General features: G+C 33.0%; 21 protein-coding genes. All 21 read right to left on the reverse strand.

From position 1 onward, the window contains the following. Positions 1–107: 107 nt before the first annotated feature. Positions 108–1,244, reverse strand: a complete 1,137-nt coding sequence (locus tag ACS8MM_RS07075) for a DegT/DnrJ/EryC1/StrS family aminotransferase (RefSeq protein ID WP_379714646.1) — start codon at positions 1,242–1,244, stop codon at positions 108–110. Between the two features lie 8 nt (positions 1,245–1,252). Continuing rightward, positions 1,253–1,900 (reverse strand): acetyltransferase, encoded by a 648-nt coding sequence (locus ACS8MM_RS07080; RefSeq protein WP_379714649.1) that lies wholly within the window; start codon positions 1,898–1,900, stop codon positions 1,253–1,255. After that, positions 1,878–2,621 carry an SDR family NAD(P)-dependent oxidoreductase gene (locus tag ACS8MM_RS07085; protein ID WP_379714651.1) on the reverse strand — a complete coding sequence of 248 codons (744 nt, stop codon included), beginning with the start codon at positions 2,619–2,621 and terminating at the stop codon, positions 1,878–1,880. Before ACS8MM_RS07085 ends, ACS8MM_RS07080 begins: the two co-directional genes overlap by 23 nt. After that, entirely contained in the window at positions 2,621–3,673 is a 1,053-nt protein-coding gene (locus ACS8MM_RS07090; RefSeq protein WP_379714654.1) for a ketoacyl-ACP synthase III, read from the reverse strand. Before ACS8MM_RS07090 ends, ACS8MM_RS07085 begins: the two co-directional genes overlap by 1 nt. Before the next feature lie 2 nt (positions 3,674–3,675). After that, positions 3,676–3,906, reverse strand: a complete 231-nt coding sequence (locus ACS8MM_RS07095) for a phosphopantetheine-binding protein (RefSeq protein WP_379714657.1) — start codon at positions 3,904–3,906, stop codon at positions 3,676–3,678. Between the two features lie 9 nt (positions 3,907–3,915). Continuing rightward, positions 3,916–4,926 (reverse strand): 3-oxoacyl-ACP synthase III family protein, encoded by a 1,011-nt coding sequence (locus ACS8MM_RS07100; RefSeq protein WP_379714660.1) that lies wholly within the window; start codon positions 4,924–4,926, stop codon positions 3,916–3,918. Further along, positions 4,910–5,530, reverse strand: coding sequence for a sugar transferase (locus ACS8MM_RS07105; RefSeq protein ID WP_379714663.1), 621 nt, complete (start codon positions 5,528–5,530; stop codon positions 4,910–4,912). Before ACS8MM_RS07105 ends, ACS8MM_RS07100 begins: the two co-directional genes overlap by 17 nt. 4 nt (positions 5,531–5,534) lie before the next feature. Further along, positions 5,535–6,683 carry a glycosyltransferase family 4 protein gene (locus tag ACS8MM_RS07110; protein ID WP_379714666.1) on the reverse strand — a complete coding sequence of 383 codons (1,149 nt, stop codon included), beginning with the start codon at positions 6,681–6,683 and terminating at the stop codon, positions 5,535–5,537. 16 nt (positions 6,684–6,699) lie between these two features. Beyond that, positions 6,700–7,773, reverse strand: a complete 1,074-nt coding sequence (locus tag ACS8MM_RS07115) for an ATP-grasp domain-containing protein (RefSeq protein WP_379714668.1) — start codon at positions 7,771–7,773, stop codon at positions 6,700–6,702. Between the two features lie 10 nt (positions 7,774–7,783). Beyond that, positions 7,784–8,317 carry a hypothetical protein gene (locus tag ACS8MM_RS07120; protein WP_379714671.1) on the reverse strand — a complete coding sequence of 178 codons (534 nt, stop codon included), beginning with the start codon at positions 8,315–8,317 and terminating at the stop codon, positions 7,784–7,786. Continuing rightward, the gene (locus ACS8MM_RS07125; protein ID WP_379714674.1) at positions 8,302–9,474 is read right to left on the reverse strand and encodes a pyridoxal phosphate-dependent aminotransferase; all 1,173 of its coding nucleotides are present in this window, start codon (positions 9,472–9,474) and stop codon (positions 8,302–8,304) included. The genes ACS8MM_RS07120 and ACS8MM_RS07125 overlap by 16 nt, the downstream gene beginning before the upstream one ends. Before the next feature lie 59 nt (positions 9,475–9,533). Next, entirely contained in the window at positions 9,534–10,592 is a 1,059-nt protein-coding gene (locus tag ACS8MM_RS07130) for an EpsG family protein (protein ID WP_379714677.1), read from the reverse strand. Positions 10,593–10,601: 9 nt separating this feature from the next. After that, a complete protein-coding gene (locus ACS8MM_RS07135) occupies positions 10,602–11,450 on the reverse strand; it encodes a glycosyltransferase family 2 protein (protein ID WP_379714680.1) in 849 nt (282 codons plus the stop codon). Between the two features lie 18 nt (positions 11,451–11,468). Further along, the gene (locus tag ACS8MM_RS07140; RefSeq protein ID WP_379714684.1) at positions 11,469–12,728 is read right to left on the reverse strand and encodes a glycosyltransferase; all 1,260 of its coding nucleotides are present in this window, start codon (positions 12,726–12,728) and stop codon (positions 11,469–11,471) included. After that, complete coding sequence (locus ACS8MM_RS07145) at positions 12,725–13,987, reverse strand: O-antigen translocase (RefSeq protein ID WP_379714687.1); 1,263 nt, start codon at positions 13,985–13,987, stop codon at positions 12,725–12,727. The genes ACS8MM_RS07140 and ACS8MM_RS07145 overlap by 4 nt, the downstream gene beginning before the upstream one ends. 15 nt (positions 13,988–14,002) lie before the next feature. Next, positions 14,003–15,154 (reverse strand): dTDP-4-amino-4,6-dideoxygalactose transaminase, encoded by a 1,152-nt coding sequence (gene rffA, locus ACS8MM_RS07150; RefSeq protein WP_379714689.1) that lies wholly within the window; start codon positions 15,152–15,154, stop codon positions 14,003–14,005. A gap of 10 nt (positions 15,155–15,164) precedes the next feature. After that, positions 15,165–16,040 (reverse strand): formyltransferase family protein, encoded by an 876-nt coding sequence (locus ACS8MM_RS07155; RefSeq protein ID WP_379714691.1) that lies wholly within the window; start codon positions 16,038–16,040, stop codon positions 15,165–15,167. A gap of 1 nt (position 16,041) precedes the next feature. After that, positions 16,042–16,914: a glucose-1-phosphate thymidylyltransferase RfbA gene (gene rfbA, locus ACS8MM_RS07160; RefSeq protein ID WP_379714694.1), complete on the reverse strand. Its 873-nt coding sequence runs from the start codon at positions 16,912–16,914 to the stop codon at positions 16,042–16,044. Between the two features lie 74 nt (positions 16,915–16,988). Beyond that, a complete protein-coding gene (gene rfbB / locus ACS8MM_RS07165; RefSeq protein WP_379714696.1) occupies positions 16,989–18,035 on the reverse strand; it encodes a dTDP-glucose 4,6-dehydratase in 1,047 nt (348 codons plus the stop codon). Between the two features lie 2 nt (positions 18,036–18,037). Then, positions 18,038–19,399, reverse strand: a complete 1,362-nt coding sequence (locus ACS8MM_RS07170) for a UDP-glucose 6-dehydrogenase (RefSeq protein ID WP_379714698.1) — start codon at positions 19,397–19,399, stop codon at positions 18,038–18,040. A 24-nt stretch (positions 19,400–19,423) separates the two neighbouring features. Further along, positions 19,424–20,695: a nucleotide sugar dehydrogenase gene (locus ACS8MM_RS07175; RefSeq protein WP_379714700.1), complete on the reverse strand. Its 1,272-nt coding sequence runs from the start codon at positions 20,693–20,695 to the stop codon at positions 19,424–19,426.

A 20,695-nucleotide genomic window follows, 5' to 3' on the forward strand; every position in this document is an offset into this window, starting at 1 on the left:
TCTATATCCAAAATAACAATATTTAAAACTCACCTCCCATTATGCAATTCATTAAAAATGAACACATTAAAACTTCGTAAAATTATTCCAAATGAACCCGCAAAGTACTAAAAAAATCGTTTGAGTGCTGTATATATCCTATTTTTTTCTTCTTCAGTTATGTTAGAGCCTGAAGGCAAACACAATCCATTTTCAAACAATTGCTCTGAAACATTACCTCCATAATATGGACACATTTCAAAAACAGGCTGCAAATGCATCGGTTTCCACAAAGGTCTGGTTTCAATCATTTCTTCTTCGAGTGCTAAACGCAAATCCTCTCTGCTTTTACCACCAACTTTGTCTTTATCAACAACTATTGCTGACAACCAATGATTTGAAAAATAATCCGATGAGGGCTCTGAAAAAACAGTTACTCCCTCAATTTTTTCAAAAAAGTCTCTATAAAAATTATGCATTTTTCTTCTTAATGAGATATGCTGATCTAAAACCTCCATTTGTCCACGCCCTATTCCTGCACAAATATTACTCATTCTGTAATTATACCCCACTTGACTGTGTTGATAATGCGGTGCATTATCCCGAGCTTGTGTAGAAAGAAAAACTGTTTTATCCTTAATCTCTTTATTTGACGAGACCAAAGCCCCACCTCCTGAAGTTGTTATAATTTTATTACCATTAAAAGACAAAATACTGATATCGCCAAAAGTCCCACATTTTTTATTTTTATAGGTGCTACCTAAAGCTTCCGCACTATCTTCAACAATTGGAATAGCATACTTAATCGAAACAGCTTTTATTTCATCATATTTAAAAGGCATTCCATACAGATGCACCCCAATTATAGCTTTCGGTTTTTTCCCTTTTGCCAATCGGTCTATAATTGCTTCCTCCAAAGCCTTAGGGCACATATTCCAGGTATCCGACTCACTATCAACAAAAACTGGAGTTGCACCCAAATACATAATCGGATTAGCTGATGCTGAAAAAGTCATACTTTGACAAATCACTTCATCTCCCGCCTGAACACCCAACAGAATTAAAGCAAGATGCAACGCTGCAGTTCCAGAACTCAAAGCTGCTACATAAACATCATCACCCAGATAATTTTCTAAATCACTTTCAAAACCGTTAACATTAGGACCAAGAGGCGCTATCCAATTTGTATCAAATGCTTCTTGTACATATTTCTGTTCGTTTCCTCCCATATGTGGAGATGAAAGCCATATTTTTGATATACTCATTTGATTCATTAAAAAATTTTCTTTGCAGGATTTCCGAAATATGTTCCTTCTTGTTTTATTGTTCTAATCACTACCGCTCCGGCCCCAACAATTGTATTATCAGGAATTTTCACCCCAGGCAAAACAATTGCACCTGAACCAATAAAAACATTATTACCAATTTGCGCTCCCCCGCCAATATCAACATTAGCCATTATACTTGTATAATCACCAATAACTACATCGTGACCGATTTGGGATCCACTATTAACAAACACTAAATCACCAATTTTTGAATCACACGAAATAATTGAAAAAGGACACAAAACTAGCCCTTCTCCCACAACAGTTCTCTCTCCAACCAAAGCAGTATGATGAGTATAACCGACTGTTTTTACATTATATTCTTTTGACTTTTCAAACAATTTTTTCTTAACACCTCCGTCTGCTATCCCGAATAAAACAGATTGAAAATCTTTAATTTGTGAAAAATCTATTTTTCCTAAATTACTTTCTTTCACATCATAACCGTCCAACGCATTCAGATTGTCATCCATAAATCCAACCACCTCAAGACTCTTATTCTCTGCAACCGTAATCCAACTGACAATTTCCCTTGCCAATCCACCAGCACCAAGAATAACAACTTCGATATTATTGTATAGTGTATCCGCCATCTATAATTAAATTTTGCCCTGTAATCCATTTTGCTCCATCAGACAATAAAAAACTTACTGCCTGAGCCACATCTTCGCAAGTTCCTAATCCTAAAGGATGCTGCTGTTCTATCTTTTCATTTGCCTCAACTGAAAGCTTTAATTCTTTTGCAATCGACATTTCCGAATCCTTAACATGTCCTGGTGAAACTGCATTAATCCTCACTCCTTTTCCTGACAATTCCAGTGCCATAGATTTGACCATTGCAATAATAGCTCCTTTGCTTGCAGAATAGGAAGTCAATCCTTTATTTCCAACCACCCCCATGACAGATGAAATCAAAACAAAACTTTGTTTTTCGTCTCTGTATTTTTTCTTAATCAATCTTTTCAAAAATTCAACAGGAGAAAAAACATTAATGTCAAAAATATCACTCATATGACGATGTGTCAACTGTTGCAAAAGTATTGTTTGCTCAATACCGGCAGAATGAACAAATCCGTAAATTGGTCCGAATTCTCGAAATACTTTTTCTACAATACCATCATAAGCATCAAAATCACATAAATTTTCACTAATAATCAGTGTTTTATTTTCACACAAGACTTGAACTTCTTTTAATCTTTCCAAATCCCTACCAATCAAGACACATTTAGCTCCAAGTTTACTTAAACTAATTGCAATGGATTTTCCTATTCCGGAAGAAGCTCCGGTAATAATAATTGTTTTATCCTCTAACATTAAATTTCTATTTTTTCAAAAGAATCAAAAGATGTATTTTCTAAAATACAATTACCCCAATTCAAACCAACCCCATATCCGCTTAGCAGTAATGTTTTTGAGGTACCGAATTTTTTCGGATAACTAGAAAAAAGCAAAGGAATTGAAACTCCACTTGTATTCCCAAATTCCGAAATATTCAATAATACTTTTTCAGAATCAACACTTAACTGAGAAGTAATTTGTTTAATTATAAATTGATTAGACTGATGAAATAAAAAATAATCTACTGACATCCTATCAACTGCCGAGTCTTTCAAAAGTGACTCAATACTTGGAGCAATTTCCCTTAAGGTAAAATCAAAAACTCTTGGCCCATCCATAGAAAGATGTAACTTACTTCTTGTATTCCCTTTCTCATCTTCAATCAGAGATAGACTATCTTGAGTTGTCCCATTTCTGCACCCCCCGTCAGGTATCTGAATAGCATCAGCATTACCTCCATCAGAATAAAAATTAAAATAAGACTTACATTTAGCATTCCCAGTGTTTTCAATTAATACTGCTGAAGCTCCATCTCCAAAAAGAGGGGTTGTACTTCTGTCTGATTCTGACAAAATTTTAGACAAAGTCTCAGCAACTATAAATAAAACCTTCCCTTTATCAAGAGATTTTGCAATAGAATATGAAACACTTAAGCCTTGAACAAACCCTGCACAACCAGCATTAATATCTAAACATAGAATATTTTGCTTCAAGCCCAATCTTTGTTGTAAAATATTAGACGTAAAAGGAAGTTTAAAATCAGGAGTTTGACTTAAAAAAACCAAACATTCTATTTCTTCCAAATTCACTCTACTTTTCTCAAATAGATTTATAGCAGCAGCATATCCTAAATCAGAAGCAGTGATTTCTTTATCCGCCCATCTTCTTTCCAATATCCCAACTGTCTTTTCGAAAATTCTCAATTCTTTTGAAGACAGCAAATGGGAAAATGAATCATTCCCAACTTTATTTTTGGGAACACAAGAAGCAACAGCTTTAATCTCTACACCCTGAAATTCCTGATACATATTTAGTCGAATTTTTCAACGCCGATTTTTTCAATCAGAGATGATATCGTTGTTATTTTTTTTATGTCCTCAGCATTTAAAGTAACACTGAATTCGTTAGAAACATATCCAATCAGTAACATTGCAGTCATTGAATCCCATTCCTCCAATTGTTTAATATCAGTATCAAATTCCAATGCTGTTTCCAATTCCAACTCCTCTTCCAATCCTTTTATAAAATCTTGCTTTGTCATTTTAAAAAATTATAATTTATTATTTATTCTTATTAGTCCTCCTGACCAGGACAATCCAACACCAAATCCAACAATCACAATATCTTCAGCATTAATTGATTCTTTGGAATCAGTATAGCGTTTCAAAGCTATTGGTATTGTAGACGAAACTGTATTCCCCCCATCAGCCAAATTATTATAGAAATTTTCAGTGTTTATTTTCAGACGTTTTCTCATATGATTCAACATAAACTCATTTGCCTGATGAAATATAAACTGGGAAATCTCTTCTTTTTGGATTTTATTTTTTTCTAAAACTTCTTCAGTAAATTTAGGAATTACCTCGCTTGTAAAATTAAAAACTTCAGGACCATTCATATACAAATGATTGTTCGTATAAATATTTTCAGAACCATAATCAATTTCCTCAGGATCTGTCTCTAGTGGAAAACGACTACATCCGTTTTTAACAATTAATTTATCATAACCAGATCCGTCAGTTCCTGACAAAAAATGCCCGATATTTTCTTCTTCTGAAAAGGAAATCAAGGTTGCTGTTGCTGCATCTCCAAATATAGCTCTGTTCGAACGATCTTTTTTATGCAAATATTTAGAATACGTTTCAGCGGTTACCAGCAACACGTTTTTAGCCTGCCCTGAATTGATTAATCCTTTTGCCATCCCTACTCCATATGTAAATCCGGAACAGCCTAAATTAAAATCAAATGCCCCAATATTTCTATTTAAACCAAGTTTATTTTGAAGTACACATGCAGTAGTTGGTAAAAAGTATTCCGGACTCTGAGTACAATAGAGAATAAAATCAATAGTATTTCTGTCGATTCTTAAAAAAAGTTTTTCACAGGCTTTAACAGCTAAATCAAATGCTGTCTCATTATCCGAAACCCAGTACCTGTTTTTTATTCCTACTTTTTCCTCAAATCTTGTAAAATCATAATCAGGGAATTGTTTAGACAAATCCTCATTTGTAACTTTCTTGACCGGAAAAAAAAAATCAATAGCTTTAATTGAAGCCCCCATAATCATTCCCTTTAAAAGGTTCTGTCATCGTAACGTCATCAGGGTTTATACCTTCCGACTTAATAACCTTGTACAAGGTCAAATATATAATTTTAAAGTCTAATAAAAAAGAAAGATTATCGACATAAAACACATCCAATTCAAATTTTCTGTCCCATGAAATTGCATTTCGACCATTCACCTGTGCCCAACCAGTAATTCCTGGTTTCACTTCATGACGGCGGTTTTGAAAAGAACTATACAGGTGTAAATAACCTGTTAGCAAAGGTCTTGGTCCAATTAAACTCATATCTCCTTTAAGCACATTAATCAATTGTGGAATTTCATCAAGCGACGTCTTTCTTACAAATTTCCCAATAAAAGTAAGCCTATCCAAATCTTGTAAAAGCCTTCCATGTGCATCTTTTTTATCATTCATTGTTTTAAACTTGATAATAGAAAAAACTTTACCGTTTTTCCCAGGACGCTGTTGAATAAAAAATGGCCTACCCGAATTGACTATAAAGAGACAAACAGTAATTACAATAAAAACCGGACTCAGAATAATAATACCGAATAAAGACAAGATAAAATCAAATAAACGTTTAATAATTGTTTTATACATTATATCAGGCTTTTTTATACTCTTCCAATAAAGACTCCCATATCGTTTGTCTATTATACTTATTTACAATTATATCACGTGCTTTATCTGATAATTCTTCTTTAAGCAATGGTATTGTACACAATTTATTCATTGCATCATAAATTGCGAATTCATTTTTCACAGGTATGATCAAACCATTAACTTTTTCAGTAATAATCTCATTACATCCATTTATATCTGTCACAATCGAAGGCAATCCCATTGCTCCAGCTTGCATAACCACATTTGGAAACCCTTCCCTATAACTCGGAAATACTAAAGCATCAGCAATACTAAAAAAAGGTCTGACATCGTTTTGAAAACCAGCCTGTATTATGGAGTCATTTTTTTCCAAAACCTCAATTGTTGTAGGCAGTAATGGATCTAAATCTCCCTCAAAACCTCCTACCAACAAAAGCTTGACATTTTGTTCTTTCTCTCTTAATGACACAAAAGCTTTTACCAGCTCATTGATTCCTTTATCAGAAACCAAACGCCCTACAAAAATAAAAACAAAATCACTCTTTTTAATACCTAATTCATTTCTTAACGCATCTTTCTCAACATCAGCATAAAAATCGGGATTAAAATAGGCAGTGTCTATACCGTTTGAGCTTCCCTGTCCAATTATTGATAATTTTTCCGTTTTACAATATTTGTTTTCGATTATAATTTCTTTTAACCCTGAAGAATTAGGCAAAACTTTGGTTGCACAGGCATAAATAATCTTTTCAACAAAATCCAGAATACTTCTTTTAAAACCAGTAGCTTCTAACAAAGGTAAGCCAGCAACTGTATGCCATCTGTTTGGAACCCCAGCCAATTTCGCAGCTAGCATTCCAACCAAACCTGCTTTTGGCGTATGAGAATGAACCATAAAAGGTTTTTCTTTTTTAAGAAAAACATACAATTTCCAAATTGCAGTCAAATCTTTAAATGGAGTAATTTTACGTGTCATTTCGACACAATAACCCGAGACACCTTCTTTTTTGACATATTCTTCAAGCTTAACTTTCTCCGAAGAGACAGCAATAACTTCATAAAAATTATTCATGAAATGCAGTTGTCCCGTCAGAAGTTTTTCAAGCGAAATAGGTATGGTTGTTATACGTACAAGTTTTTTTCTTTTCATAGCTTACAAAGGTATGCTATAACGAAAATTTTCTAAAATAATTGTCGGTTATTTTTTGGCGTAAATCAAAAACCACATCAACATAGGTTTTATAGTATGCTTCAGAGACAAAAAGTTTTTTCTTGTATTCTTTGTATGGGATTGATTTGTAGCGATCAGGTAAAGCAGGATTCAATTGATAAGAAGGACTCACTTCAAGTATCAAAGGCAATGTATTCAAATCATCTTTTTCCCAAGTTATATCAAAGGCACCGGTTGTCATTTTCATCCGGTTCATATAATCCACAAAAAGTGTTCTCCATTGCTCTGGAAACTCCCCAAAAACAGTCGAATTACCAAAAGAAGTTGCGGTTGGCTTCCATTCATCAGTGGAGTTCACACGCCAGTAAAACGAAATGACTTCTTCATTTAAAATCACAACTCTTAAATCACGACGCATATCAACCAATTTTTGAACAATGGTTTTAGAATGTCCTTTATCCCAAACTTTTTCAAGATTGACCAACAATTCTTCCATTGAATTAACTTTGGTTATACCTCTTGAACCTGCTGAATGAATTTCCTTGATTAATACAGGAAACTTTATTTCATCCAATTCCGATTGCACAAAATTACGACTAAGCACTACAGTTTTCGGATGACTGATTTCTAATTTTGCGAATTGATCCTGCATGAAGGCTTTATTTTCCCAATATTCAATTTCTGAAGTTTTTGGAAAAACATTATTACCTTGCCCTTCCAGTAATTTTACCGTCTGATGTAGTGTTTCAGAATAATTTGCCAACTTATAAGGGTTACAATTTTCTGAAACATTGTAAAAAACTTTTTTATTGACACACTTTCCTATATTACTACCAATGACAATTTTAAAAGGAATATTTTTTTGCGCAATAGCTTCTATTAATGCAAAATCACTTAATAAATCATTATGTTTCAAGTATCGTAATAATGTCGTTATTGGGTTTGTTTTAATCCAAACAATGGTATCGGCATTTTTATCGTGGTTTTTAATCCATTTTAATAAAGAAATCCTAATAAACAAATATAGGAAAGCAAGAATTTTTGAAATTAATCGGTTAAGAAATTTCATAGAGATCAATTTAGTGATTATTTAATTTTAAGATTGAATTGTAATCATAATATTTCACGTTTAATTTTTTCACTTCCTGAATTACTTCATCATAAAAAAGCACTTTCTCTTTTTCATGATTATAACTTAGATCGTCAAAATAAACAACACCAAAACGTTCACATAGGTATTTAAGATAAACTAATTTATCTTTCGGATTATTGGTAAGTATTAATATTTGGGGAGCATTAAAACTTCTTTTTTTCAACCATTTTTTGGTAACATCATAATCAACAATATTCCTATTACTTAAAAATACCACAGGCAAATCTCCGTAATTTTCTTTTATGTATTTTATAGTGCCCTCCAATGGTTCTAAATTTCTAAAATAAGCAAACCTGCCTTTTTTAAAATCATGCAGGTTTTTCCATGTATCAGCAATGGTATTATCAATATCTAAAACCAGAAATTGTTTTGTTTCACATTTCCGGGAAAATATTTTCAATTTATTGATAAAAAAAAACTTTATAAGAGGATTATATAAGGCTTTTATGATTGCGCGCATAACAACTCTTTTATTGCTTTAATGATCTGTAGGTTTTCTTCAAAAGTACGTGAAGCAATCCTAACAAACTGACCATCCAAACCAATTTTATCAGAACAATCTCTGACATAAATTCCATAGTTAACCAATAAATTAACGGTAAATTCAAACGAAGTCATTCCGTTTTCGATTTCAATTAGCGCAAAATTTGCTTTGGAAGGATAAACATTAATCCCTTTTATATTTTTCAGTTCATCTAAAAACATAAAAGTGTTCATGATGTATTTCTTTCTTTCAACATTATACTTTTCGATAAATGCCTCATCAGAATAAACCTTAAAGAAATAATTGGTAAGCCCTGAAACATTCCAAAGGTATCCGTTTCGCAACAAAACATCCACTTTTTCACTATTCATTACGGCATAACCTGCTCGTAATCCAGCAATACCAAAGTCTTTGGACATACTTTTTACTATAATAAGATTTGAATATTTATCTGTCAGTTCTTCAGAAGTAATTTGTGACAGTTCAATATCTTCATAAGCAAAATGAATAAAGCTTTCATCTATGATAACATTATCAACTTCGGTTAAATTTGATATCAAGTAATGAAAATCTTCCTGTTTTAAGTAACCTCCGTTTGGATTGTTCGGATTAATGATTACAATTGTATCTGGCTTTTCTTTTTTTACAAATTCCACATATTTTTTGGGATCAAGAAGAAATTTATCTTCTTTCAAAAGTGGAAAGTAAACTATATCGATTCCCTCTTTCACAAACTCATAATAGGATGAAAAAGTAGGCGATATTATAGCTATTTTATTCTTTACAAAGTTATGAAGGATACCTTGAATAATTTCAATAGCTCCATTTCCTACAAATATTTTCTTGTGATCGACATTAATAGCCTCCGAAATATACTTGGCTATTTCTCTATTTTGTGGTGGATAGAATTCTAAAACGTCACGCAGCCTGTTATTATCTATTAAATCCTCATGAAGGAATTTCATAAACAAATCTGTTGCATATGGATTTGACAAAAAACAAGCATCAATATTGATTTCAAGTTCCGGGCATTCTTTCATTATGGTATCCACACTTGGCGAATGCGTTCCGGAATTATTTTTTAGCTCCTTTATTTTATCAATAACATTATTATTTAAGTAATTTTTTGTCATAAATTAATCTTTTAGCGAGCGTAAATGTATAATAAAAATCTTTTTGAAAAAATTATGAATTACCTAATTGTATTATAAAATACGGTAAACATTAAAACATTAAGAAAAACCAGAAAAAAAGCTCCGAATTTATACCTATTATTATTAAGTAATGGCTCTAATATAAAAGGTAGAAAGATCCATGACAAAGCGCCGATCCTATCTGAAAAAGCTACATTAAAACTCAAAAAGAAAAAAGAACTTGATATCAAGAAAACTTTCAAAAAATATCCATATTTCTTTTGATCTTCAACATCATCAATTTTCTTATAAAAAAAGTATCCGAGTGCAGCAAAAATCATATTAAAAAGAACAAAAGAAGCCTTAAATCCCAACTCATAATCAATCCAATCCTCTTTATCAAAATAAGAATCAAAACGATTTTTAAAGAATATATTAAAAAAAGGCAGAAAATCCAGCAAGGAATTAATCCCCACTCCCATATAAGACAAAACTATAGAAATAAAAAAAATAGCGTAAAACAATTTATAGGTAATATTTCTTTTGGCAATCAAAAAAAACAAAAAAGGTATTAAGACAGATCCGTGAAAAGAAACTCCTAAAGCTCCAATAGCATAGGCCTTCAATTTCTTCATCTTAAGAATAAGCACAATAGAAAACAATAAAAAAGGAACTGCTAGACCGCTCCTAACTACATTAATCCCAAAAGATTCAAAAAAGAAAAAGCTGGTAAAAGTAAAATACATCAAATACATTTTTGACTTATCCCAAACATAAAACAAAAAAATCATTGATAAATTATACATTAGCGCAACCCCTACAAAAAAACCTCTTTCATCAGTAATTACCCTAAATATTTCAACAAGCAATGAAAAACCTAAGTCTTTGGCGTCCCTAAGGGTATTATACCTAAACTGTTCAACATACATCATCGTATCAGAGCCAATGGAATAATCCCTATATCCGAACACAAATGAATAACTTAGTGCTATGACAATCCCAAAAAACAGATTATTCCTTACATTTTTCTCCTTTTTTATATTATGTTCAATAGAAAAAAACACAGCAAAAATTGCAGATAATATATATACAAACAAATAGGAATCCTGATAATACATACTTTATGTTTATTTATCTGCTTTCACATTGTTTAGAATATCTTGATAGATCCCTTTTTTTTCAGGTTCAACGCCTTTAAACCTATGCCTAACCGATAGATAATCCAGTTGTAAAATTTCTAAAACACGGCAATATATGAATTTAAAATAATTCAGGTATACAATTCTAAACTTGTCAGAAAATGATAGATTATATTCTTTGGCAAATTTCTTTTTCCCCGGAAGCGATGTTAAAAATTTACTACTATTGTTTGTACTAATCTCGCGGTAAAACAATAAAGGCTCACTGATATTCAAAAAAACGGAATCATTAATTGATCTGTTCCAAAGTTCAAAATCTTCAACTCTGACGAAATCATTCGAATACATATGTTTTTTGAACCATTTTGTTTTGGCAAAAACCGTAGGATGGATAGGCACTTTTTCATCTAGTGTATCTCTTCTTGTTTTAATCACAGACGAATGCTTATATCCCAATATATTATTCTCATCATCAATACTTACAGCATCGGAATGAGTAACATCTGCATGCGGGTTTTTCTCCAATAACGCCAATTGTTTTTCAATTCTCTCCGGAAACATAATATCATCAGCATCCATACGTGCAAAATATTTCCCTTGAGCAAGATCAATCAACTGATTTAACCTGAAAATCAATCCTTTATTTTCACCATCTGAAATAATTTTTATACGAGGATCTTCAAACTGCTTAACAATTTCCAAGGATCCATCTTTTGAACCATCGTCGACAAGTATAATTTCCAAATTTTGATACGTTTGGTTCAAGATTGATTTAATACAATCCCCAAGATGGTTTTCAACATTAAAAAAAGGCACTCCAATTGTTACTAACTTCATTACTCTACTTCAAAAAATTTATAAACGTTTAAAAAAACTTAATTCATAAGTTCCCTTAATTTTTGACATCATCAAATGTATACTCAGTGATATCACAAAAAACAGACTATCTGCCCAATTCAATTTAAAATTAAAATTCTTACTATCATTGATCATTTTGCAAAAAATCTCCTCTGATTTCTGAATACTGAAAGCAAAAGCTCTTTTCCTTGCTTTATCACATTCTGCTTGATATTCTTCACTACTTTGATTGAGCAATTTAAATATATAGGTCTCTATAGCATTAACTGAATAATCCAAACCCTTTTCCTGATAAGAATACGTATGAGTATCATGTAAAAAACCATAAGTGATAGGCTCTTGCTCATTCTCAATACCAATCAATGCTGGAATAGCACAGGCAGAAGCCTCAATAAGAGCAGTTCCTGCCCCAATAAACATCAAAGAATCATTGATTGTCTCTTTGAATAAATGGTAAGGAACTCCAGGATGGAATTTGATTTGACTTTGAAGATTTTCATTTTTTACGATTTCCTCCAAATTTTCTCTTTCTATTCCATCTCCATACGAATCATAATGCAGTGCGACTCCTTGGCTGTTCATACTCTTAATGATCTCAATCATTTGGAAATTGTATTTCTTCCATGCAGTCAACCTTCCGATAGAAACTATTCTCTTATTCTGAACACCACTTTGGCTTCCCTCATATTTTTCCAGGTTAATTCCAATTGGCACAATATTACTTCCTCCGAATTTTTGATCATAGTCGGTTTCATAAAAAGCGCGGGACATTTCACTGTAGAAAGTAATATTTTGGGCTGGAAGTTTTCGAAGAAATTCATTGATTTTCTTTCCAAAAAAACTACCTGTGAAATCTTTCACATTAAATTCATTAATATGATAAACTCCAGTAGTGATATTTATTCCAGGTTTCAGCTTCAACAACCTTGCACTAAACAACATTGAATTTGTATCTGGTGCGTGAATATGCGTAATATCAGAAAGTATATCATTCTTGAACTTTCTCACTTTTAAAGGAAAAAGTAATTTTAGTATTGGGAAAGTTTTTCTAAAAAAAACAGGCATATAAACATAATCGTCCCAATGATATACAGTCGCGTAGCTTTTTAATTCATTAAGAAGGCCTTCATCAAATTTAGTGGTAAAAAACAAAACCGTTACTTGAATATTTCTATTGTGCAACTGTTTTATCATCCTAACCAAAAATGTTTCAATACCGCCTAATGGCAAACAGGAGTATAAAAACAATATTCTCATAATTTATCTTCGTTGTAAAAATAATATCCCATAAATCCTAGGCTTACCAAAAAACATAAGAAATAAGTTAAAACATGGGCATAATTAGCGCCAATCACTCCATATTTAGGCACAAATAAATATGAAAAAGTTAACATACACGTAAAGATCAACAATTCAAACAGCAAGTATACTTTTAGCTTCTCTTTGAGAACAATCAAAAATCCAAAAACTAAACAAAGAACTTTGAACACATCACCTACAGCTTGCCAGGTAACTAATTTTTCTGCTGGTTCAAATGACTCTGTAAAAAATAATGAAATCAAGAAGCTCTTCATGAAATACACTATAATCACATATATTGATACTAAAGGAATTAAAATTAGATACGCATTCTTGATCACTTTTTTTAATTCTGAAACAGATTCACTTTTTCCTAATTCGGGCAAATAATAATTGGCCATTACTACATTAAGAAAAACCAAACCGGACTCAGACAATTTTGCAGCCGACTGCCAGTACCCAACATTATTCCATCCACCATTATCCAGTATTAATTTACGAATAAGTACTTGTGCCAAAGGTAAAAGACATGAAGAAAAAATAAGCATGAAGGAATACTTCAGAAGACTTTTCACATTTTCTTTTTCAACTGAAGAAAAACGAAATAACTGAATTTCTTTTCTCAATTTAAAAAAATATGCAATTAAAAAAATGAATCCTGGGGAAACTGCAAGCCAAATAAGTCCTAGCATAGCGCCGGGTACTCTAAATAAATAAACAAATAAAATTAATCCCAAAGTTCCTACAACTGAAGCGATTATTGTTAGGATTGAAAAAAACTTACTTCTCTGCATTCCGTTTAAATATCCTCCATATATAACAGAAAAAATATTAAAAAACTGCAAAAAGGCTAGAATTCTGATTACAAATGCATAATCCGGAATTTCAAAAAGCTCTTTGGATATAACTCCAGCAAAAAGGAAAAGAAACATTCCCAATAGTAATGAAAATCCAAATCCAATCCAAAATCCGGCTGAGATAACATTATTAATTTTTTCGGAATCATTTTTGAATTGGGATACTTTACTGATTATCCCATTTGAGATACCTCCTCCAGCTGTTGTCGCTATTATAGCCATCAAACTCATAAGCTGTCCTAACATTCCAAACCCTTCCACACCGATGTAATAGGAAATTATCTTTATCCCGACAACTCCCAGTACAATCTTCAAACCAGTAGACCCAGCCAAATATAAGCCCGATTTTATAACACGCATTATTGAATCGATTTATTAAATTTTATAAAAATCTTTTATTGCATTGTTGATATAATCAACTTCAGAGTCAGATAAATCGAAATATAAAGGCAAACGAACCAATGTATCAGAAAAATGATCTGTATAAGGCAAATCACCTAAGCCTAATTCTTTATGTTTTTCAATATAAAATGGGCTTTTATGCAAACTCAGGTAATGAAAAACAGCCAAAATACCTTTTTCTTTCAAATGCGCCAATAAAGCGGTTCTTTCCTCTAAATTATTTGTTACCAAATAAAACATATGCCCGTTATTAGTTGCGTATTCAGGAACGAGAGGCAGACCGACATTCTTTTTCTTATTGATTTCAGAAAGACTTTGATTATATGAATTCCAAATTTGTAACCTTCTTTTTTGAATCATATCCAAATTTTCAAGTTGAGCCCAAAGGAAAGCTGCAATTGTTTCAGAAGGTAAAAATGAACTTCCCATATCAACCCAGCCATACTTATCTACTTCTCCTCTGAAAAAAGAGGATCTGTTTGTTCCTTTTTCCCAAATTATTTCTGCCCTATCTGAAAACTGTACATCATTGATTGCTAACATGCCTCCTTCACCCGAAATGATATTTTTCGTTTCATGAAATGAAAAAGCAGCAAGATGTCCAATTGATCCCAAAGCCTTTTTAATTCCATCTTTTCCGGTATAAAAACTATCAATTGCCTGAGCTGCATCTTCAACGACAAATAACTTATACTTTTCGGCCAATTCCATAATCCCATCCATATCACAGGCAATTCCAGCATAATGTACAGGTACAATAGCTTTTGTTCTGGGGGTAATTAGTGCTTCAATTTTTGTAACATCCATATTGGGATTGTCCCTTTCTGAATCTGCAAAAACTATGTTAGCTCCTCTCAGAATAAAAGCATTTGCTGTGCTAACGAAAGTATACGAAGGCATTATCACTTCGTCACCCGGTTTAATATCAATCAACAATGCGGCCATTTCTAGCGCATCGGTACAAGAAGTAGTCAAAAGACATTTTTTGAATCCATAGTTGTTCTCAAAATACTCCTGACACAACTTTGTATATTTACCGTTTCCCGATAATTTTCCGGTATTTACGGCATCATAGATATAATGTGTTTCTTTACCCGTTAAGTGGGGTTTATTAAATAAAATCATGCTTAACAAATTATTTTAGACGAATTCTGAAAGAATTAAAAACTACTTCATTACCATTTTCATGTTTTGCAACATCAATACGCAAAAGTCCTTTACCACAAACAATAACCGGTTTACGATTATCTTTAAAGATTAATTTTCCTGCTTGTCTGTTTTCAATACTGACATCATCAATTAAAGTAACTTCCTCTATTCTGATTTTTTCATTTTCATAAAAACAAGAAGCTCCATTGTAAGGATATCCGACTGAATCTACAAGTCTTTTGATATAAGCAGCATCATTATTCCAATCAATCGCATAATCCTCTTCATCCCTCCAAAGACTATACGTTGCATCTTCTTCATTTTGTGGAATGGCTTCCAAATCGACATTACCAGAAATTTTAGCTAGAATCTTAGTCAGTAATTCAGCGTATAAATCACTAATTAGTGTAATGGCGTCATTTATTTTTATGGGATATTTTACAGTAATGGAGGATTGGTAAATCACATCTCCTTTATCATAACTTTCTGTTCCGAACAAAGCAGTTACACCAACTTTTTCATCTCCATTAAGCAAAGCCGTAACCAAAGGATTAAAACCTCTATACTTAGGCAATAAAGAATCATGGATTACAATAAGTTTTTCATTTTCCCCGACATTAATCAACCAGCGCCAACCTATTGCTATGTGATAAGAAGCGCTGAGTATTGAATCATCACCACTTCTGAATTTATAATTTATTTTTCTCTCTATTGCTATTTTTTCAATAGCTTCAGAGTAATCATTTACAATACTTTTATCTTTAGCAATAATCAGAAGATCTATTGCTTCAATGAGTGTCTGATCTAATTCTGATATTGCCTTAAGCGCCTTATACCCCAGACCATAAACAACAGCCCCCATACTATTTAGCAATTTTCCTTAAATATTCGGCATAACCACTTTTACCAAGTCCTTCTGCACATGCTTTAAATTCGTCTTTGGTAATAAAATTTTTACGGTATGCCACCTCTTCGATACATGCGATTTTTAGACCTGTTCTTTTTTCAACTGCTTTTACGAATTCCGTTGCTTCGGTAAGGGATTCATGCGTTCCTGTGTCTAACCAGGCAAAACCGCGCCCCATCAATTGAAGGTTTAATTTCCCATGTTCCAAATATTCCTGATTCACCGTTGTAATTTCCAATTCACCTCGATCTGATGGTTTTATTTTCTTAGCAATTTCAACTACAGAATTAGGATAAAAATATAAGCCAACCACTGCAAAATTAGATTTGGGCTCTAAAGGTTTTTCTTCAATAGAAAGCACTTTACCATTAGCATCGAATTCTGCTACACCATAACGTTCCGGATCATCTACATAATAACCAAAAACAGTAGCTTCTTTATTATCAGTTACTATATTTACTGCATTGGATAATAAGTTTTGCAAACCAGCTCCATAAAAAATATTATCTCCAAGCACCAAACATACATCATCGTCTCCAATGAATTCTTCTCCTAAAATGAAAGCTTGTGCCAACCCGTCTGGTGAGGGTTGTTCAACATAAGAAAACTGTACACCAATTTGGCTCCCATCTCCAAACAAACGTTTAAAATTAGGTAAATCAAGTGGAGTCGAAATAATCAATATCTCTTTTATACCTGCTAACATAAGTACCGAAAGAGGGTAATAAATCATCGGTTTATCATATACAGGTAGTAATTGTTTGGATACTACTTGGGTAAGCGGATGCAAACGAGTTCCTGATCCTCCAGCTAAAATTATTCCTTTCATTGTAAAATCTTTAAATTTCAGACTATGATTTCATTTCAAACAGTATACAATTTCTGTTTAAAATCAGTCATAAATTATTGATATTGTTTTTTATAATAGTTGGCATACTCACCCGAAGTGACATTATTCAACCATTCGGTGTTAGCCAGATACCAATCGATGGTTTGTTCCAATCCTTCTTGAAAAGTAACCGAAGGTTTCCATCCCAATTCCTGATTAATTTTGGAAGCGTCAATAGCATAACGCAAATCATGTCCAGGTCTATCTTTAACGAAAGTAATTAGTTTCTCTGATTCACCTTCCGAACGACCTAACTTTTCATCCATTCTTTGGCACAACAAACGAACTAAATCAATATTTTTCCATTCATTGAATCCTCCAATATTATAGGTTTCATGATTTCTTCCTTTATGAAAAACTAAATCAATTGCTACAGCGTGATCTTTAACAAACAGCCAATCTCTCGTATAATTACCATCGCCATAGACAGGTAACGGTTTATTATTGATGATATTGTTAATAAATAACGGAATCAATTTTTCTGGAAAATGAAAAGGTCCATAATTATTGGAACAATTTGTAAGTACGTAAGGCAAACCATAAGTTTCTCCATATGCTCTCACAAAATGGTCTGAACTCGCCTTTGAAGCTGAATACGGAGAATTGGGATCGTAAGCAGTAGTCTCGGTAAATAATCCCTCGGCACCTAAAGATCCATACACCTCATCAGTTGAAATATGATAAAAACGTTTGCCTTCAAAATTCTCTTTCCAAAGATTTTTGGCAGCATTTAATAGGTTCATAGTTCCAATCACATTGGTTTTTACAAATGCCAGTGGGTCAGTAATAGAGCGATCCACATGAGATTCTGCAGCTAAATGTAGTACCCCTTCAAACTGATATTTTTCAAAAATACCGTTGATGAAATTTTCGTCAACAATATCTCCTTTTAAAAAGGTATAATTGGAAGCACTTTCAATATCCTTGATATTTTCAAGATTACCTGCATATGTCAATGCATCCAAATTATAGATATGATAATTAGGATATTCATTCACAAAACGTCGTACAACATGTGAACCAATAAAACCTGCGCCTCCAGTGATTAGTATATTTTTCATATTTAGTTTGAACTACCTACTGCTGTGTAAACGAATCCAATTTCCTTCATTTTTTGTTTATTCAGAATATTTCTTCCGTCAAAGACAAAAGCAGGTTTTAACATGTTATCATATATTTTTTGCCAGTCATAAGAAGCAAACTCATCCCATTCCGTCAAAATTGCAACTGCATGTGCATTCTTGCAGGCTTCGTATGGATCTGTTTCAATATTTACTACATCAGACTGGTTACCTAAGTCAAATTGAATTTGAGCGGCTTCCACCTTAGGATCGTAAACCGTTACTTTGGCTTCTTCATTGATAAGATCCTGCGCTACATTAATTGCAGCAGATTCACGAGTATCGTTAGTATCTTTTTTAAAAGCCCAACCCAGCATCGCGATTTTTTTACCCGAAACGGTATTGTACAAAGTTCGAACGATGTTTTTAGCGAAACGATGTTTTTGGTGATCGTTCATAATAACAACCTGTTCCCAATAATCTGCTACTTCATGTAATCCATAAGATTTAGCAATGTAGACCAAATTCAGAATATCTTTTTGGAAACAAGAACCTCCAAAACCTACAGAGGCTTTTAAGAACTTAGGGCCAATTCTGGAATCCATTCCTATTGCTTTTGCAACTTCTGAAACATCTGCTTCCGTTTTTTCGCACAATTCAGAAATAGCATTAATTGAAGAAACACGTTGCGCAAGGAATGCATTAGCTGTTAATTTCGACAATTCCGACGACCAAACATTTGTGGTAAGTATTCTTTCTTTGGGCACCCAATTTGCATATACTTCTACTAGAGATTGAATTGCATCAGTATCATTACCTCCAATCAAAACACGATCAGGATTATGCAAATCAGGCACAGCGGTTCCTTCGGCAAGAAATTCAGGATTCGATAATATTTGAAAATTCACTCCATTACCAGTGTTGTCTAAGATACTTTTAATCGCTTCGGCAGTTCGAACCGGTAATGTAGATTTTTCAACAACAATCTTATCTGATTTAGCAACGCGGGCAATTTGGCGTGCACACAATTCGATATATTTCAAATCGGCCGCCATACCTTTACCTGCACCATATGTTTTAGTGGGTGTATTCACAGAAATAAAAATCATTCCTGCCTCATCGATAGCTTTATCAACATCGGTGGAAAAGAACAAGTTTCTGCCTCTAGCTTCTTTCACTACATCGGCTAAACCTGGTTCGTAAACTGGTAGTTTATCAAGATCCGCATCATTCCAAGCTGCGATTCTGGATTCGTTCAAGTCAACTACTGTTACTTTTATATTGGGACATTTTTGTGCAATGACAGCCATTGTAGGTCCTCCCACATATCCGGCGCCAATACAGCAAATAGAATCAATCTTCATACATTTACTTTTAATTGTGCAAAATTACAGTTTTCCGTCGACTTGGGCACCTAAAACTCCTTTAACATCATATAAAACCGAATTTTCATTTTTCAAGGTAGAAAAATCAAGTTTCAAAAATTCATTATGCGCTACACCTAAGACAATTGCGTCGAATTTTTTTTCAGGTAAAGTTGTTAGAATATCTAAATCGTACTCATGTTTTACTTCTTCTGGATTTGCCCATGGGTCAAAAATGGCAACTTTTAGCCCATACTCCTTTAAAGAATGTATTACATCAACTATTTTGGTATTACGAACATCAGGACAATTTTCTTTAAAGGCAATACCCAGCATTAAAACTTCGGCATTTTTAAGATTAATTTCTTTTTTGATCATCAATTTGATGATCTGCGAAGCAACATAGCCTCCCATACTATCATTCAAACGTCTACCTGCTAGAATGATTTCGGGATGATAACCCATTTCCTGAGATTTTTGAGCCAAATAGTATGGATCAACACCAATACAATGTCCGCCAACCAAACCGGGTTTAAATGGTAAGAAATTCCATTTAGTACCCGCTGCTTCCAATACATCATAGGTATCAATCCCTAAAAGATTAAAAATTTTAGACAATTCATTCACAAATGCAATGTTAATGTCACGTTGAGAGTTTTCTATCACCTTGGCTGCTTCTGCCACTTTAATAGTTGGAGCCAAATGCGTACCGGCCGTTATAACCGACTGGTATAATTCATCCACTTTTTTTCCTATTTCTGGTGTAGAACCTGAAGTGATTTTTAATATTTTTTCTACCGTATGCTCTTTATCTCCAGGGTTAATTCGTTCCGGTGAATAACCAGCAAAGAAATCGATGTTGAATTTCAATCCACTTATTTTTTCCAAAACTGGAACACATTCTTCTTCAGTAACCCCTGGATAAACCGTAGATTCGTAAATTACGATATCTCCTTTTTTCAATACTTTTCCAACCGTTTCACTCGATTTGTATAAAGGATTCAAGTCGGGTCTATTATTTTTATCTACTGGTGTAGGTACAGTAACGATATAATAATTACAATTCGCAATATCTTCCAAAGATGTTGTACAATATAGACCAACGTCATTTGCATCTTTTGGCCTTAGAGCCGATTTTAAAGTGGCTTCATCTACTTCCAATGTAAAATCGTTTCCTTGATTTAATTCATCAACTCTTTTTTGGTTGATATCAAATCCTACAACATTATATTTTGTAGCAAACAATCTTGCTAAAGGCAAACCTACATAGCCTAAACCAATAATTCCAATCTTCAT

Origin of the sequence: Flavobacterium sp. MAHUQ-57 (assembly GCF_051908335.1) — a bacterium.
Taxonomy (GTDB): Bacteria; Bacteroidota; Bacteroidia; order Flavobacteriales; family Flavobacteriaceae; genus Flavobacterium.

Bases quoted from the DNA above. Each gene is read 5' to 3' on its own strand.
- ACS8MM_RS07120 (WP_379714671.1), bottom strand. From the start codon at position 8,317: ATGCGCGCAATCATAAAAGCCTTATATAATCCTCTTATAAAGTTTTTT.
- ACS8MM_RS07135 (WP_379714680.1), bottom strand. From the start codon at position 11,450: ATGAAGTTAGTAACAATTGGAGTGCCTTTTTTTAATGTTGAAAACCAT.
- ACS8MM_RS07085 (WP_379714651.1), bottom strand. From the start codon at position 2,621: ATGTTAGAGGATAAAACAATTATTATTACCGGAGCTTCTTCCGGAATA.
- ACS8MM_RS07075 (WP_379714646.1), bottom strand. From the start codon at position 1,244: ATGAGTATATCAAAAATATGGCTTTCATCTCCACATATGGGAGGAAAC.
- ACS8MM_RS07115 (WP_379714668.1), bottom strand. From the start codon at position 7,773: ATGAAATTTCTTAACCGATTAATTTCAAAAATTCTTGCTTTCCTATAT.
- ACS8MM_RS07155 (WP_379714691.1), bottom strand. From the start codon at position 16,040: ATGGGGGCTGTTGTTTATGGTCTGGGGTATAAGGCGCTTAAGGCAATA.
- rffA (WP_379714689.1), bottom strand. From the start codon at position 15,154: ATGATTTTATTTAATAAACCCCACTTAACGGGTAAAGAAACACATTAT.
- ACS8MM_RS07145 (WP_379714687.1), bottom strand. From the start codon at position 13,987: ATGCGTGTTATAAAATCGGGCTTATATTTGGCTGGGTCTACTGGTTTG.
- ACS8MM_RS07100 (WP_379714660.1), bottom strand. From the start codon at position 4,926: ATGGGGGCTTCAATTAAAGCTATTGATTTTTTTTTTCCGGTCAAGAAA.
- ACS8MM_RS07105 (WP_379714663.1), bottom strand. From the start codon at position 5,530: ATGTATAAAACAATTATTAAACGTTTATTTGATTTTATCTTGTCTTTA.
- ACS8MM_RS07170 (WP_379714698.1), bottom strand. From the start codon at position 19,399: ATGAAGATTGATTCTATTTGCTGTATTGGCGCCGGATATGTGGGAGGA.
- ACS8MM_RS07175 (WP_379714700.1), bottom strand. From the start codon at position 20,695: ATGAAGATTGGAATTATTGGTTTAGGCTATGTAGGTTTGCCTTTAGCA.
- ACS8MM_RS07080 (WP_379714649.1), bottom strand. From the start codon at position 1,900: ATGGCGGATACACTATACAATAATATCGAAGTTGTTATTCTTGGTGCT.
- ACS8MM_RS07110 (WP_379714666.1), bottom strand. From the start codon at position 6,683: ATGAAAAGAAAAAAACTTGTACGTATAACAACCATACCTATTTCGCTT.
- ACS8MM_RS07095 (WP_379714657.1), bottom strand. From the start codon at position 3,906: ATGACAAAGCAAGATTTTATAAAAGGATTGGAAGAGGAGTTGGAATTG.
- ACS8MM_RS07125 (WP_379714674.1), bottom strand. From the start codon at position 9,474: ATGACAAAAAATTACTTAAATAATAATGTTATTGATAAAATAAAGGAG.
- ACS8MM_RS07090 (WP_379714654.1), bottom strand. From the start codon at position 3,673: ATGTATCAGGAATTTCAGGGTGTAGAGATTAAAGCTGTTGCTTCTTGT.
- rfbB (WP_379714696.1), bottom strand. From the start codon at position 18,035: ATGAAAAATATACTAATCACTGGAGGCGCAGGTTTTATTGGTTCACAT.
- ACS8MM_RS07140 (WP_379714684.1), bottom strand. From the start codon at position 12,728: ATGAGAATATTGTTTTTATACTCCTGTTTGCCATTAGGCGGTATTGAA.
- rfbA (WP_379714694.1), bottom strand. From the start codon at position 16,914: ATGAAAGGAATAATTTTAGCTGGAGGATCAGGAACTCGTTTGCATCCG.
- ACS8MM_RS07130 (WP_379714677.1), bottom strand. From the start codon at position 10,592: ATGTATTATCAGGATTCCTATTTGTTTGTATATATATTATCTGCAATT.